Genomic DNA, 13,823 nt, shown 5'->3' on the forward strand with positions numbered 1-13,823 from the left:
GGATCAAACTCTCCAAAAAAGTTTGACTTGCTCATTTGTTTTATCGCTTTTCCATTAATCCGAAGGATTAACGGGGCAGTTTCGCTCGTTGTTCAGTTTTCAAAGAACAATCGTTTCTTTCGTTATCACCGCGTCTCTCAGCGGCGACTTTTATAATATATCACATTCGCCTATCTCATTGCAAGCACTTTTTTTTGAGTTTCGACATTTTTTTGTCGAAGCGATGAGAAGTTCATTCTTCATCATCTCGTCATCAAAGTCGCTTTCAAAAGCGGCGAGATATAATATATCATGGGCTTCATCGTATAGTCAACCTTTTTTCTAAAAAAAATTCAAACCCAACCTAAACATCGCTTACAATCAAACAATCCCCCGCCCGTTGCCGGAACGGAAGAGGGACTAGCTCGTATTAATTCGCCGCTTTCTGATAGCGGAGCTCCAATCCGTCCGGATCTTCCGATGCCGGCATTACGGCAACCTCTTTAATGAAGAATCGCTTCGCAAGCTTCCCCATAACAAGCGCCAAATCCGCCTCAATCCCTTCAAGCTTCGGATGCTTGTACAGTTCCTCCAGCGACCACGGTTCTTTCCGGCTCTCCAAAATATCGAGAACAATCGCACAGCAGTCCTTCATCTTAGACATAACGGAAAACTCGCTGGCCAAGAGGGCAAGCTCCACCCGTTGTTGGAGCGTCTCCGGACTAGCGGTCAACTCCTCGTACAGCTTGTAGATTCCGGGATGCACGCTGCGAAGCTGGACCCATATCGCCTGAGCCGGTTCCTGGCCGCATTCCGCCAGGACGATGCGCGCCCAATGATGGAGAGCGGCGACGATATGCGAATGCGCGTCCAATATATGCTGATCCTGCAGATGCTGCTTGGCAATCGAATATTCCTTTAAAAACTTCGCAAAAGCCTCCAATAACCGGCGCTCCCGCTTAAATCCGGCATTTTCAACCGGCTGCTCCTGCAATTGGCCGAAATAGCCTCGCTTGTCCAACAATATCTCCCCCCGAACAACCATTGAACGAATTAGACATGTATTGCAAACCGAAATCAAAATGCATGCTTCTTTCGACCCGGCAATGGATAACAGATCCGGACTATGCTTCTCGAAGTATAAGGGTTATAGATTCTCTTTATTATTCGCCTTATACTTGCAACCGGAACGGTTCGTCCTTTTGGCCAGGACGGCAATCCGTTTCCGCTTGCCTGTTCTTTTTTGCCTCTATATGGCTTTTTTGCCCCTTTTTAGGCTATAATGAAATTCTACATCATTAATGTTCGACAGCTTCATCTAACTTTCCTGCTTGTCAAACGAGAAACTGAAAGCTTGATTTGCTTTTAGAAAGGATTGGATGTTATGGACAAGTTCTTTTTCAAATCGGCCAAGATCAATGAGTTTCGTTTATGGGGCCTTATCTTTACGATGGCGGGCATGGGCGTCATGATTTTGGGTACCGCCGGAATCGTCTTCTGGGGCCAAGCCGGCAAAATTATAGCGGCAATCTTTATGGTCATCGGGATGATATCGCTGCTTATAAGCGTTATCGTCTATTTCTGGGCCGGCATGATGTCGACGAGCGCAACGATGCTGGAATGCCCGGAGTGCGGCAAGCCTACGAAAATGTTGGGCAAAACCGACCGCTGCATGTTCTGCAAAACGATGTTGACGTTGGATCCCGCCCAAGCCACTCATCTCCCTCGCGAAACAACTGCGGCATCCGAGTCTAATCCATAAAGCAATCCTAAATGCAGCAGCGGCATCATCGCGAAGATGATGCCGCTGTTTTAATCGAATAAAAAAGATTATTTCGTTTGTCCCTGCAACGCTTCCTGAATCGTCTTCCAAATGTCATCCGCCTGGAACCCGCGCTGCCATGTCGCCACGCCGGCCAGACCGTACTTGCGGGCCAAAGCCACCCTCGCTTTAATGGATACCTCATCTTCAATCCAAATCCGGTTAAGCGCGTTCCCTTCTTTATATTCCACGTAGTTTTGGCCGCTGTCTGCATCGTATGCGGGTTTAAGCTTTTTCTCCGCTATAATGCTCCGCACCTGCTCCATGCCTACCGCCTTGGACGTTACCTTTACCGCTCCGCTCTCATCCTTCGTCTCCGTCCATATCCGGGTATAAAGAGGCATGCCGAGGATGAGCTTCTCAGGCGGCACGCCGTCTTCCTCCAAGATCCGCAGAAGCGATTGCTCCGTCCACCCAAGCGAAGCGACGGAGCCGGCCGTCGGGCTGGAAGCCCAATGTTCGTCATAAGCCATTAGCATCATATAATCGACGGTTTTGCCCAAAGCCGCACGATCAAGAAACAGAGACCACATTTCGCTGGTCGATTTAGGCGTGACGTCGATCGATACGACGAGCCCTTGCTCGTGAAGCAGAGGAGTCAGCTCTTTCACGAATTGCACGAGATTTTGCTTATCCGACGTATGCACGTTCTCGAAGTCGATGTTAATCCCCTGAAGCTTATAAAGTTCGGCAAAAGCAACCAGTTGCTGGATCATATAAAAACGGGTGTCTGCGCTTGCCAACGCTTTCGTCGTCCGCTCCGGCTCAAAACCGTTGCTGAACACCGCCCATACCTGCATGCCTTGGCTGTGCGCCCAACGGACATACGCAGGATCGGCTTTGCCTTTGACCGTTCCTTTCCCGTCCTGCAGTTCAAACCAGGTAGGACTAACGACGTTGACGCCTTCCATCTTCGGAATGCCCGCCGGATCGGGGTTGCGGTTATACACTGCTTCCCATGTCAAGTTAATGGGGCCGTCCTTAGCATCCCAAGGGACAAAGGAATCGTTGCTTTCCGGCTCCTCCGGAACGTCTTCCGCCGTGAGCGTAACGTCTTTCGAGGCGATATAGCCGGGATTTCCGCTAGGACCTTGCACAAATAGCCAGCCGTTCCCGGAGTCCCATACCCGGATGACTCCGCCGGCGGGAACTTGCTCGACAATCGGCTCGCGAATGCTGGCCCCTAAGCGGATGGAGGCCCCTTCCTCAGACTTAGTTTCCGCCAATTGAATCGCCTTGCCTGCCCGGAGCAGCGTAACAATTCCGGTTTGTTCCGCGTATTCGGCATCAATCCCGTACAGCTCTTTCAAAGGCGTTGCCGGAACATATACGATGCCATCCTCGACCTCCGCCGCGACCGTTAATTGATACGGTTTGCTGTTGATCGTCGCGGTCAACGATTCCGTACGCAAACGGAGCACTTTATCCGACGTGGTCATCACGATGGAGCCCGTATCCGGCTCGTAATAAATAGGCTTGTCCGGCCCTAACGCCTCGTTCAGCACATCCACGGGAAGCAGGATCTCCCCGTTTCGGAGCGTCGCCCCTTCGGCCGCCGCTTGCCCTTCGACCATAATCGTATGCTTAAACGGATAATCCGGCTTCACGATCTTATTATTCGGAATATAGTTTAAATAAATGTACCATCCTACAACGGCAAAAAGTCCAAGCAGAAAAAAAACAAAAAAATGACGCCCGGCTCGTCTCCTCTTCCGCCTCGGCCGTATCCGGGTGTACATCGTTTCCAAAACTTCACGCTCCTATTTAGTGAGTTAAGCGATACGGACTCGTCGCCCTTGTCTAATGACGCGTTGAACGATAAAATTGTTGCCTTTAATGAAAAAAGCGCACAGCCAAGCGACAGTCTTAAGTCGCCTTCTCGTACGCTTATTCTGAAGATAGGTTAATAATGAGAGCAGAGCAATTAATGCCGAGGAGCGGCATGGCTGCAGGAGCCGCATATGCCGTAGATTTCCATCCGGTGACCCTCTACCGTAAAGCCGGTTTCTTGCGAGGCTGCCGTCTCCACGTCGAGCAGCGGCGGATAATGAAAGTCCACAATGGAGCCGCATTTTTTGCAGATCGCATGGTAATGGTTGGTCATGTCGGCGTCGAACCGGCTGGAATCGTCGCCAAAGGTCAACTCCTTCACCAAGTTTGCTTCCACAAACAATCTTAAATTGTTATAGATCGTGGCTACGCTCATGCTAGGAAAGCTTGGCGACAGCGCCTTGTAAATTTCATCAGCCGTCGGATGCGACATCGAGTTCATTAAGTAGCTAAGGATGGCGTGACGTTGCGGGGTCATCCGGACGCCGTTCATTTTCAATTGTTCAAGTGCCGCGTTTACGTTGGCTCCCATTCCCTTCACGCCTTTCATCTTTAATAATAATCGTTCTTATTCTGTATTAGTTCTCTTTTACTATTGTAAGGCGATTGAAAAGATTTTGTCAATGAAAGCGCCTTACCAAGTTCAAACAGCGCTTGTTCCGGGCAGCGATTTTATTTTGCCCACTCCTTAAAACTATACGCTGCGAAAAGCGGCAACATGTTTCGTCTTGGCTAACCCGATTATTCCGAGCTTACGGCATGGACGCCTTCCAGACGCTTCAAGCTGTCCAATAAAGGCAAGTCGGCTTCGGATTTCGGCAGCCTGACATAAAAGTGCAGCTTGATCTGCCCGAGACCGGCCGCTTCCCCGTCTTCTTCGATGACCATTTTCCGGACGGCAATTTGCCGTTCGGTCAGCAGCGCATGAATTTTTCCCAACACGGCGGACCGTTCGTCGAGCCGGATGATCAGCAGCTTTTCCGAACGGGCGGCGATAAATTTTTTCTCCAGCTTATTAAAAGCATACAAAACAAGCAGCGCGATAACGGTAACGGAAACCGACGCGAAATAAAAGCCCGCCCCCACCGCCAGCCCAATAGCCGACACTACCCACAGGGACGCGGCGGTCGTCAAGCCCGTTATCGATTTTCCCGTAAACAATATGGTGCCGGCTCCCAGAAAACCGACCCCGGTAATGACGGCGGCCGCCAAACGGGCCGGGTCGACGCGTACGTTCGGCTCGTCGACAAATGCGGCAAAGCCGTATATGGAAAGCAGCATGAGCAGGCACGAGCCCAAGCAGACCAATATATTCGTGCGCAAACCTGCGGCATGATTCGACTGCTCCCGCTCCAAGCCGATCGAGCCGCCCAGCACAACGGCAAGAACAAGCCGGATAAGAATATCTAATTCGCTAATAGACCACGGATTATCTGTAACAATTGGCATCGAAGCAAGATCGTCCTCTCTATAAAAAGATGTAGAATACAGAATATGCGGAAACGTTAGAAACGACTGCCGGCTCCGGTCTTGAACCTTGCCTTGGCGGCGGTTTGCAAAAAAGGAGCTCCTTATTCAGGATGCTCCTTTCTTGGTTAATACTTATGCTTTAAGCTTCTCGATTAGAAGCTTGTTTACGATCGCCGGATTCGCTTTGCCTTTCGTTTCTTTCATAATCTGGCCGACAAGGAATCCGATCGCTTTCTCTTTGCCGGCGCGGTAATCTTCCACCGATTGCGGGTTCGCTTCGACGATCCTTTCTACGATGGCCTGAATCGCGCTTTCGTCGCTAATTTGGACGAGGCCTTGCTCCTCGACGATCTGCTGAGGCAGCTTGCCGCTTTCCAGCATCGCTTTAAACACGGTTTTGGCGATTTTGCTGCTGATCGTGCCTTTTTCGAGAAGCCCGATCATTTCGCCCAAGCCTTGGCCGGTAATCTTTACGTCCGAAAGCTCCAAGCCGTTCATGTTCAAATAACCGAGGAGGTCGCCCATAATCCAGTTGGATACGGCTTTCGCATCCTTCGTATAGTTTAAGCTTTCTTCGAACAGATCGGCCAGCTTCTTGGAGGCCGTAATGACTTCCGCGTCGTAGGAAGGAAGGCCGTATTCGGACGTATAACGGGCTTTGCGCGCGTCCGGAAGCTCCGGAATCGAGCTGCGCACCCGCTCCTTCCATTCGGCGTCGATATGCAGGCGTACGAGGTCGGGGTCCGGGAAGTAACGGTAATCGTGCGCCTCTTCCTTCCCGCGCATCGAAAACGTCTTCCCTTGCGTTTCGTCCCAACGGCGGGTTTCCTGAACGACTTCGCCGCCTTCGTCCAATATTTGAGCCTGCCGGAGCTGCTCGTATTCAAGTCCCCGCTGCACGCCCCGGAAGGAGTTCATGTTCTTCAGCTCGGCGCGCGTGCCGAATTCCTTTTGCCCCCAAGGCCGGATACTGATGTTCGCGTCGCAGCGCAGGCTGCCTTCCTCCATTTTCACATCGGACACTTCGCAATAAAGCATGATCGCCTTCAGCTTCTCCAAATAAGCTTTCGCTTCCTCCGGCGTCCGGATGTCGGGCTCCGAAACGATCTCGACAAGCGGCGTTCCTACCCGGTTAAAGTCAACCAGCGAAGCGTAACCGCCGTCCACGTGCGTCAGCTTGCCGGCATCCTCTTCCAGGTGGAGGCGGGTAATCCCGATACGCTTCGTTTCGCCGTTCACTTCGATGTCGATCCAGCCGTTCCGGCCGATCGGCTGATCGTATTGCGAAATTTGATAAGCTTTCGGAGAATCCGGGTAAAAATAGTTTTTGCGGTCAAACTTCGTGATGTCGGCAATTTCGCAGTTGAGCGCCATCGCCGCTTTCATGGCGTATTCGACCGCTTGCCGGTTCAGAACCGGCAGCACGCCGGGATGTCCGAGACAGATCGGACAAGTATGCGTATTCGGCGGAGCTCCGAAGGACGTGGAGCATCCGCAGAAAATTTTGCTGTTCGTATGCAGCTCCACGTGCACTTCGAGCCCGATGACCGTTTCGTATTTGCTCGTTTCAGACATTGCTATCGTTCCTTTCCTTCGCTTCGCTTCTGCAGAAAGCCATACGGCTCTACAGCTGCGGGCGCCGCTTATGATGATCGGTGTGCTGCTCGAACGCATGCGCGGCGCGCAGCACGGTCGTTTCGTCAAACGCCTTGCCGATAATTTGCAGGCCGACCGGCAACCCGTCCGCAAAGCCGCAAGGAATGCTGATTGCCGGCACGCCCGCCAGGCTGACCGGAATCGTGCAAATATCGTTCAGGTACATCGTCAGCGGATCGCCGACCTGTTCCCCGATACGGAAAGCCGGCGTCGGAGCCGTAGGCCCGATCAGGATGTCGTATTGCTCGAACGCTTTGTCAAAGTCCTGCTTGATCAGCGTGCGGACTTTCTGAGCCTTCAAATAATAAGCGTCATAATAGCCCGAGCTGAGCGCGTACGTTCCGAGCATAATCCGGCGCTTCACTTCCGGACCGAATCCTTGGCTGCGCGATTTGCGGTACAGATCGATCAGATTGTCCGGATTGTCGGCGCGCACGCCGTAACGAACCCCGTCGAACCGGGCGAGGTTGGACGATGCCTCCGACGAAGCAAGCAAATAATAAGTCGCGATCGCATAGTCCGTATGCGGGAGCGAAATCTCTTCCCAAGTCGCGCCCATGCTTTCGTACACCTTCAGCGCCTCGAGCACCGCTTCCTTGACGCGCGGGTCGATTCCTTCTCCCAAATATTCCTTCGGCACGCCGATCCGCAAGCCTTTGACGTCGCCGGTCAAAGCGCTTGTATAATCCGGAATGTCGACATTCGCGGAAGTCGAGTCCATCCGGTCGTAGCCGGCGATCGCCTGCAGCACGTACGCCGAGTCCTCGACGTTTTTCGTAAGGGGGCCGATCTGGTCAAGCGACGACGCAAACGCAACGAGCCCAAACCGCGATACGAGCCCGTACGTCGGCTTCAGCCCGACAATGCCGCAATAAGCGGCCGGCTGGCGAATGGAGCCGCCGGTATCGGAGCCAAGCGCGAAATAGACTTGTCCGGCCGCGACGGAAGCGGCGGAGCCGCCGCTCGAGCCGCCCGGCACGTAATCGGTGTTCCATGGGTTGCGCGTCGGGAAGAATCTGGAATTTTCGTTCGAGCCGCCCATCGCGAACTCGTCCATGTTTAGTTTGCCGATCGTAACCGACTGCGCGGCATTCAGCTTCGAGACTACCGTCGCGTCGTAAATCGGATTGTAGTTGCTCAAGAATTGGCTTGCGCAAGTCGTGCGAAGCCCCTCGGTCACGATATTGTCTTTAATGCCGGCCGGCAGGCCGAACAGCAAGCCGCGTTCCGCACCTTCCTGCAGCTGCCGGTCAAGCTTGTCCGCTTGCGCGCGGGCGCCCTCTTCGTTTAGTGTGAGAAACGCCTTGATCGCAGGTTCGGTCGCCCCGATACGGCTGTACGAAGCGTCCACCAGCTCCTTGACCGAAAGCTCCTTGGCGTTCAGCTTGTTATGTAATTCCTGCAGGCGCATATCAAAAAGTGCCAACAGTAGTTCCTCCCTTCCATCGTCTCCATCCGTTATTCTAGTACTGCAGGAACCTTAAATTGGCCGTCTTCCTCGTCGGGCGCGTTAAGAAGCACCTTTTCGATCGGCAGCGAAGGACGCGCGTCGTCCTCCCGCATGACGTTCATCAACGGCAGCACGTGGCTTGTCGGTTCGACTCCGTCCGTATCCAGCTCATTCAGCTTTTCAGCGTATTTTAAAATGGCGTTCAGCTGGCCGTTAAACGTTTCCTTCTCCTCGTCCGTCAGCTCGAGCCTCGCCAGCTTCGCGACATGCTCTACGTCTTGCATCGAGATGCCCATTCCTAAACCTCCTCATCATCCACCAAAATCATCTTCCTATTATAGCTTACGGAAGCTCCGCATTACAAAGACAATTGTTCGCCAATACCTAGCACTTTGCCTTTCATGCCGCGGGCTTCGAGCGATTGAACGAATAGCTCCGCATCCTGGCGGATCGCATCGAACGTATCGTAGTGAATCGGAACGACAAGCTTGGCTCCGTACCATTCCGCCGCTTGCAGCGCGTCCTCCGGTCCCATCGTATATTTGTCGCCGATCGGCAGAAACACGACATCGATATTATAACGGTCGCCGATCATCTTCATATCGCCAAAAAGCGCCGTATCGCCCGGATGCAATATCGTGAAGCCATCGGCTTGAACGATATAGCCGCCCGGCTGGCCGCCGTACACGACCGATCCGTCCTCCAGCGTAATGCCGGAGCTGTGGAACGCTTGGACCATCTTCGCCTTCGCAAATCCAAAGTCGACGGTGCCTCCGATATTGATATCGATCGTTTCCAGCCCTTTATTCGCGAAATGGTCAGCCAGTTCTACGGCCGCGACGATAGGCGCTCCGTTATGCTTCGCGATCGGCTCCGCATCGAGAATATGATCCGTATGCGCGTGCGTCAGAAGTACGGCGTCGGTTTTAATATCCTGCGGGGAAGTTACCGCTTTCGGATTGCCTCGCAAAAAAGGATCGATCATGAGCGACTTCCCGCCTGCATGGATTTGGATGCTCGAATGGCCGTGATACGTAATTTTCATGGAAAAAGCCTCCTTCTTCAATTTATATAAATTGTTATACAAGTTGAACTAAACTTTGACGGCCCTTCCATTCCGAAAGGGATTCCCTTTCTCCATTCCATTTGGCTTAGTCAAGGAAGTTCATTCGTTCAACTTATATAGATCTTAACTTTGTTCTCATTGTACCTTTTTTCCAAGAGCAAAACCATTCCGTACGAACCGGCCTTGCGAATAACATCGAAAAAAACGCAAACCATATAAAAACCTCTATCGAGGCAAGTTCAAGGATAGCACACGCGTTCATACATCAGCGAAGGAGCAACCGACAATGGCCAAACAGCAAGGGCATGCCCGCAAAAATACGCAAAGCAAAACGTCCGACAAAAAAGGCAACGCCTCCGGCAATAATCATTAACCGACATAACCGGAGATGCCAGCCGGCAGCAGCAACAAAAAGAGGGGCTTCCCGCATTTCGCGGGCCTCCCCTCTCTAATTACGCATGACTAGATCCAGGCTTTCAAATTGATCTGTCGGATGAAGTCTTCCCTGCTTTGGTTTTCTTTGCCGCTTGGCTCCGTCTCCGGCTCCTCTTGATCGCCGTTCATGATCCGCTTGAACAGCTCTTCGTTATAAGTTGCCAGCGCGTAATCGATCAGGGCTTCCCGCTCGATGCGGTCCACCTCCTGCTGAATGAGCAGATGCTCCAGCTCGATATCGGATTCCGGCACAAGAAAATTGCGGCCTACGCTCGGGATGCGTACCACATAGTCGAAGACGTTGTCCTGATTGCGATCATATGCAATTATATAGCCATATTCCCCGATGGGAAGATTCTGCTCATATTGGTCGGTTACAATGACGATTTTAGACCCCAGCTTCAGCATCTCACTTCACTCCTGTCTGTCAGCCGCTAATAATTCTAATCTATTAATATCCTACTAAAAATTGATAGCGGTGTCCATTCCAAGCGGCGTGCTGCTTGTCTTTCCCGTCTAACGATCGCCCTGCACTCGCGTATGAACATATGTATGCCAGCCGTTTTACCGGCAGTACACTTTTTTCCCTTTGTGAATTTCACCTTTCCGTCCGCTTCCGTAACGGCCGTGCGGTGTCCTTTCGGCTCCTTGTTCCCCCCTTTCCTGGCCGGTTTTTGAAAACTATCGTTCCTCCATAAATACGAGCTCGGACACCCCCTTGATATCCCATTCGATCGGATCGAGCGCGGCAAAAATTCTCGGATACGCGACCCGCACGATAAAAACGACCCCCGGCTTGTCCAGCACGGCTTCAAAATCGTACGTTTCATTGCGGTAAACGTAAGGAAACGAATGATCGTCATTGATGACGTCCAACGCGAGCACCCGGACCGGTTCTTTCAAAGGGGAGTTCGGGAGAGGCGCGCCGGCCTCGTCGAGCTGCAGGTTGCCGCGCAAATAAGCCATCGCATAATCCGACGCCGCAGCCGGATCGATCCTGAGCCTCCCTTCCGCCAGCGCCTCGCGGTCAAGCTGCTGCGCCCCTGCATGGGCGGCGCGGTTGACGGCCCGCTTGCTCTGATCAAGCAGCTGCATGGCCATCTCTTCGTCGATTTGCAGCGCTTGAGCGGTCATCCAAAGCCCAGCCATCAGCACGATGAGCATCAGTTTATACATCGCGACCAGCGGCTCCTTCCGGTTGTATTAAGGCACGTATTCGCTCATCCGTATTCCGTAAGCCCGCAGACGATCATCCTCCGACGGTACGGCGATGCCGATTAACGTATCGATGCGCAGAAGATCTTCGTATGGATAGGAAGCGGCAAGGCTTATCCCCGTTCCGCGGCGCAGCGGCCGGGAGGGATCGCCGCCGTCGCTTCCGTCCGTCGTCCCGACTTCGAATTCGACTTCGTCCGGCTTCAGCCCGAATCGCTCCAGTCTGCGGCGCGACTCGTCCAGCATGGCGTCGGAGATGTAGCCGTATGCGCCGCTCGCGCCGACTTCCAGCAAGTAATCGACCTCCTGCTGCAAGACGGCCTGCCGGACGATCAGCACATGCTTGTAAATCGGCGAAAACATCATCCAACAGACGATTCCCGCAAACAAAACGAACACGAGTATGTTTTTCACGGGCTCATCCCCTTGGTAGATCCGGTATTTTCTAACGGAGTAAAAGCCAATTAAAGATATTCAATATTATCAAGGCATCTCGGGCTTAAAAATGTCTAACGAGGTTAGTATTTTCTAAGCCTAAAAAGGCCATTAAAACTAAATTTGTGGGTAAAGTGTGGGAAGCGAGTATTATTTGAGTGAGTTTTCCCACGGTTTGAAAAGGAGGAACACTTTTATGAAATCAAACGTTGACCGAATCACGTATTACACTCGAAAAGCTGTCCAGTTCAGCTGCATTCCGTTTCATCTCCGGAAGCCCGGATCGCTCCGCTTTCGCCGGCTGATGACCTATAAGGAAGAACTGAACCGTAGACTATTTAAATAGAAGCGATAAACCCACTAACGTTTAGGCTAGTGGGTTTATCCTTTTAAGGTTTAACTTGCATTTCGTTTTTAGAGAGGGCTACCCCTTCGGAGCGCATATCTTCCGTTAATTGCTTTCTAATCTTTTTAGCATCCCTTAAGTCGTATTGAAAATTTGGTTGATTCATCCCTCGGATCGTATTAATCATTTCCTTTTGCCTGGTGTCTGCATAATAACGGTTAACTACAAAGAGTGCATGCACTATTCCGGGAAGCCAACCGCAAAACGTGAGAAAAAGATTTAGTAGACCAGCAAAGAATCGTCCGGTAGACCATACTGCGATCGGCGGTAAAATAATAGCAAAGAAATACCTCAAACTAAAATCCCCCTCAGATCATCCTTTTCTATATATTACCTCAATATGGATGAGTCTGTCACGCTCCCGCCCCGATAATATCCGACATCCTGAACCATTCCCCATCGACCATAATCCGGTGCTGGAGTACGTCCACGCGCTCGACAATGCCGACCACTTGCAGCTCCTCGAACGGGTCGAATACCGTTAGCGTTACCTCCGTCCGCTCCTCCAAGGAAGAAGCTATCACGCGTTCGATTTCTTCGATTGCATCAGTATCGAGATCCGGCTTAATCTTCTTTTTGCTTATACGATCCAATTCATTGATCGCCGCTTTATGCTCCGGTAACATCATACGGCTGGACTCCCAAAAGCCATTTCCGGTTAATCGCTTTGCCTCCACTACGCCCACTCCCTGTTTTTAATCAATTCGACGTCAACAACGCCGGCCATATTGAATACGCGGACGGCTTTCGCCGAGAAGCAATAAGCCTTGAAGCGATCATCTTTAACCGAGAGTAAGCGAACATCCCTTATGCTGACCTGATGCTTGCGATCGATATAAATGAGTTGCACGACCTTGCCGATATACTTCTCCACTCCAGCCACCTCACACACGAATGTATGTTCCCATTATATGCAAACGTATGTTCGTTATGCAAGAACCAAAAAAGCCCACTGACCGACGTGGTCAGTGGGCTTCTCCGTCACTTAGTTATATCTACGCGTTTTTGTTTGCCGTCCCATTTCACAGAAGCACCAAACGATTCAACAACGGCTCTTACAGGAACATAAGTAACCCCCGCCTTGTTGTCGAAGAGGCCATCTGCAATCTTTTTCCCGTTTACATAGACAATGGCTTTATCCATTTCCTCTTCACCCTCCTCTTCGGGTTTATCGAATATCCAATACTGCCCAGCCTCTTTCCGGAACACCGATTCTTTGGCCGTCACCTTGCCGTCATTGCGGACGCCCTGATCGACCAGCCCGTCGGCGCCGTACTTCGTATTGTCGTGGTTCGGATCGTAAACATCGATCCAGTTGACGCCGTCACTTTGGTTTACATCAACCAGCAGAATGAAGTGGCCGCCGCCGGTAAAGTGCCCCGGCCGCATTGATGCGACCACCAGTTTCCCCGCCGCGAGCGCAACGAGCACCTGGTCGAGGCTCCCCGTCTGAATGACTTCAAGGCCGTACTGCTTCGCAATGCTGGAGAAAAAGCCCCATGCCGTACCGCTGTTCGCCGTCCGGTACCCGTTTTCTACGGCGTAGGCGGCGGCCGCCGGCGGGAGCAGCTCTTTGCCGGTTAGCGAGCTGATCGCCATCGCCGCGCATGTCGGGCCGCATGCCGACGTGCCGATCGTCTGCGTCTTGTCGTTTCGGATGGAGTACAAGATATTTCTCCACCGCGAATCCTCTTGGCTGTAATAGACGATATTACTCATCTTGGCTCCCCTTTACCGCCTGTTTGACCAACTGATTGCCGTAGACGGCCACAGCTCCGCACAGGACGCCTTGAAGAATACTTTCCACCGACCATCCGAGCATCAGACAGACAGCGATCACACCGACGATGCCGACCGCGTAGACAATGGTCCAGTCCGGCACGCGCGGCGTTTGCTTTAAGATATAGCCGATAACCCAGCACACGGCGACAACAATAAGTAATTGCGGATCAATAAGGTTTTGAATAGCGCTCCATTCCATGTTCGATCATCCTCTCAAATTTGATTAGTTTGTGAACTTCCAAATAAGACCGACGGCGGAAATAAATAAACCGATCGC

18 protein-coding genes are annotated in these 13,823 nt (G+C 52.0%); 2 read left to right on the forward strand and 16 right to left on the reverse strand.

Going from position 1 to position 13,823, the window contains the following annotated elements; all coding sequences use genetic code 11:
* Window positions 1-409: 409 nt before the first annotated feature.
* Window positions 410-1,000: a hypothetical protein gene (locus ACFSW5_RS14825; RefSeq protein ID WP_379274499.1), complete on the reverse strand. Its 591-nt coding sequence runs from the start codon at window positions 998-1,000 to the stop codon at window positions 410-412.
* A 363-nt stretch (window positions 1,001-1,363) separates the two neighbouring features.
* Here ACFSW5_RS14825 and ACFSW5_RS14830 point away from each other — a divergent pair, with 363 nt between their 5' ends.
* Window positions 1,364-1,741, forward strand: coding sequence for a YgzB family protein (locus ACFSW5_RS14830; RefSeq protein ID WP_379274501.1), 378 nt, complete (start codon window positions 1,364-1,366; stop codon window positions 1,739-1,741).
* Window positions 1,742-1,809: 68 nt separating this feature from the next.
* Here the strand turns inward: ACFSW5_RS14830 and ACFSW5_RS14835 are convergent, their stop codons facing one another.
* The 10 genes from ACFSW5_RS14835 to ACFSW5_RS14880 all read right to left on the reverse strand — a co-directional run bounded on the left by ACFSW5_RS14835 (window position 1,810) and on the right by ACFSW5_RS14880 (window position 11,337).
* The gene (locus ACFSW5_RS14835) at window positions 1,810-3,540 is read right to left on the reverse strand and encodes a glycosyl hydrolase family 18 protein (RefSeq protein WP_379274537.1); all 1,731 of its coding nucleotides are present in this window, start codon (window positions 3,538-3,540) and stop codon (window positions 1,810-1,812) included.
* Between the two features lie 185 nt (window positions 3,541-3,725).
* Complete coding sequence (perR, locus tag ACFSW5_RS14840; RefSeq protein WP_379274505.1) at window positions 3,726-4,163, reverse strand: peroxide-responsive transcriptional repressor PerR; 438 nt, start codon at window positions 4,161-4,163, stop codon at window positions 3,726-3,728.
* A gap of 209 nt (window positions 4,164-4,372) precedes the next feature.
* The gene (locus ACFSW5_RS14845; RefSeq protein ID WP_379274507.1) at window positions 4,373-5,080 is read right to left on the reverse strand and encodes an MgtC/SapB family protein; all 708 of its coding nucleotides are present in this window, start codon (window positions 5,078-5,080) and stop codon (window positions 4,373-4,375) included.
* A gap of 153 nt (window positions 5,081-5,233) precedes the next feature.
* Complete coding sequence (gene gatB, locus ACFSW5_RS14850) at window positions 5,234-6,676, reverse strand: Asp-tRNA(Asn)/Glu-tRNA(Gln) amidotransferase subunit GatB (RefSeq protein WP_379274510.1); 1,443 nt, start codon at window positions 6,674-6,676, stop codon at window positions 5,234-5,236.
* Between the two features lie 49 nt (window positions 6,677-6,725).
* Window positions 6,726-8,183 (reverse strand): Asp-tRNA(Asn)/Glu-tRNA(Gln) amidotransferase subunit GatA, encoded by a 1,458-nt coding sequence (gatA, locus tag ACFSW5_RS14855; RefSeq protein WP_379274513.1) that lies wholly within the window; start codon window positions 8,181-8,183, stop codon window positions 6,726-6,728.
* Window positions 8,184-8,215: 32 nt separating this feature from the next.
* Window positions 8,216-8,503: an Asp-tRNA(Asn)/Glu-tRNA(Gln) amidotransferase subunit GatC gene (gatC, locus tag ACFSW5_RS14860; protein WP_379274515.1), complete on the reverse strand. Its 288-nt coding sequence runs from the start codon at window positions 8,501-8,503 to the stop codon at window positions 8,216-8,218.
* A 62-nt stretch (window positions 8,504-8,565) separates the two neighbouring features.
* On the reverse strand, window positions 8,566-9,252 hold the full coding sequence (locus ACFSW5_RS14865) for a metal-dependent hydrolase (protein WP_379274517.1): 687 nt from the start codon (window positions 9,250-9,252) through the stop codon (window positions 8,566-8,568).
* Window positions 9,253-9,735: 483 nt separating this feature from the next.
* Window positions 9,736-10,116 (reverse strand): ATPase, encoded by a 381-nt coding sequence (locus ACFSW5_RS14870; RefSeq protein ID WP_379274519.1) that lies wholly within the window; start codon window positions 10,114-10,116, stop codon window positions 9,736-9,738.
* Between the two features lie 273 nt (window positions 10,117-10,389).
* Window positions 10,390-10,884 carry a hypothetical protein gene (locus ACFSW5_RS14875; protein ID WP_379274521.1) on the reverse strand — a complete coding sequence of 165 codons (495 nt, stop codon included), beginning with the start codon at window positions 10,882-10,884 and terminating at the stop codon, window positions 10,390-10,392.
* Window positions 10,885-10,911: 27 nt separating this feature from the next.
* The gene (locus tag ACFSW5_RS14880; protein ID WP_379274523.1) at window positions 10,912-11,337 is read right to left on the reverse strand and encodes a hypothetical protein; all 426 of its coding nucleotides are present in this window, start codon (window positions 11,335-11,337) and stop codon (window positions 10,912-10,914) included.
* A gap of 217 nt (window positions 11,338-11,554) precedes the next feature.
* Here ACFSW5_RS14880 and ACFSW5_RS14885 point away from each other — a divergent pair, with 217 nt between their 5' ends.
* Window positions 11,555-11,704 (forward strand): hypothetical protein, encoded by a 150-nt coding sequence (locus ACFSW5_RS14885; RefSeq protein WP_379274525.1) that lies wholly within the window; start codon window positions 11,555-11,557, stop codon window positions 11,702-11,704.
* Between the two features lie 43 nt (window positions 11,705-11,747).
* Here ACFSW5_RS14885 and ACFSW5_RS14890 read toward each other — a convergent pair whose 3' ends face one another.
* The 5 genes from ACFSW5_RS14890 to ACFSW5_RS14910 all read right to left on the reverse strand — a co-directional run bounded on the left by ACFSW5_RS14890 (window position 11,748) and on the right by ACFSW5_RS14910 (window position 13,745).
* A complete protein-coding gene (locus tag ACFSW5_RS14890; protein ID WP_379274527.1) occupies window positions 11,748-12,059 on the reverse strand; it encodes a YqaE/Pmp3 family membrane protein in 312 nt (103 codons plus the stop codon).
* 58 nt (window positions 12,060-12,117) lie between these two features.
* Window positions 12,118-12,393 carry a YolD-like family protein gene (locus ACFSW5_RS14895; protein WP_379274529.1) on the reverse strand — a complete coding sequence of 92 codons (276 nt, stop codon included), beginning with the start codon at window positions 12,391-12,393 and terminating at the stop codon, window positions 12,118-12,120.
* Window positions 12,394-12,440: 47 nt separating this feature from the next.
* Window positions 12,441-12,638 carry a hypothetical protein gene (locus ACFSW5_RS14900; protein ID WP_379274531.1) on the reverse strand — a complete coding sequence of 66 codons (198 nt, stop codon included), beginning with the start codon at window positions 12,636-12,638 and terminating at the stop codon, window positions 12,441-12,443.
* A 107-nt stretch (window positions 12,639-12,745) separates the two neighbouring features.
* Window positions 12,746-13,483, reverse strand: coding sequence for a C39 family peptidase (locus ACFSW5_RS14905; RefSeq protein ID WP_379274533.1), 738 nt, complete (start codon window positions 13,481-13,483; stop codon window positions 12,746-12,748).
* The gene (locus ACFSW5_RS14910; protein ID WP_379274535.1) at window positions 13,476-13,745 is read right to left on the reverse strand and encodes a phage holin family protein; all 270 of its coding nucleotides are present in this window, start codon (window positions 13,743-13,745) and stop codon (window positions 13,476-13,478) included. The genes ACFSW5_RS14905 and ACFSW5_RS14910 overlap by 8 nt, the downstream gene beginning before the upstream one ends.
* Window positions 13,746-13,823 lie beyond the last annotated feature (78 nt).

It is taken from the genome of Paenibacillus thailandensis, from assembly GCF_042685365.1.
Taxonomy (GTDB): domain Bacteria; phylum Bacillota; class Bacilli; order Paenibacillales; family Paenibacillaceae; genus Paenibacillus_AP; species Paenibacillus_AP thailandensis.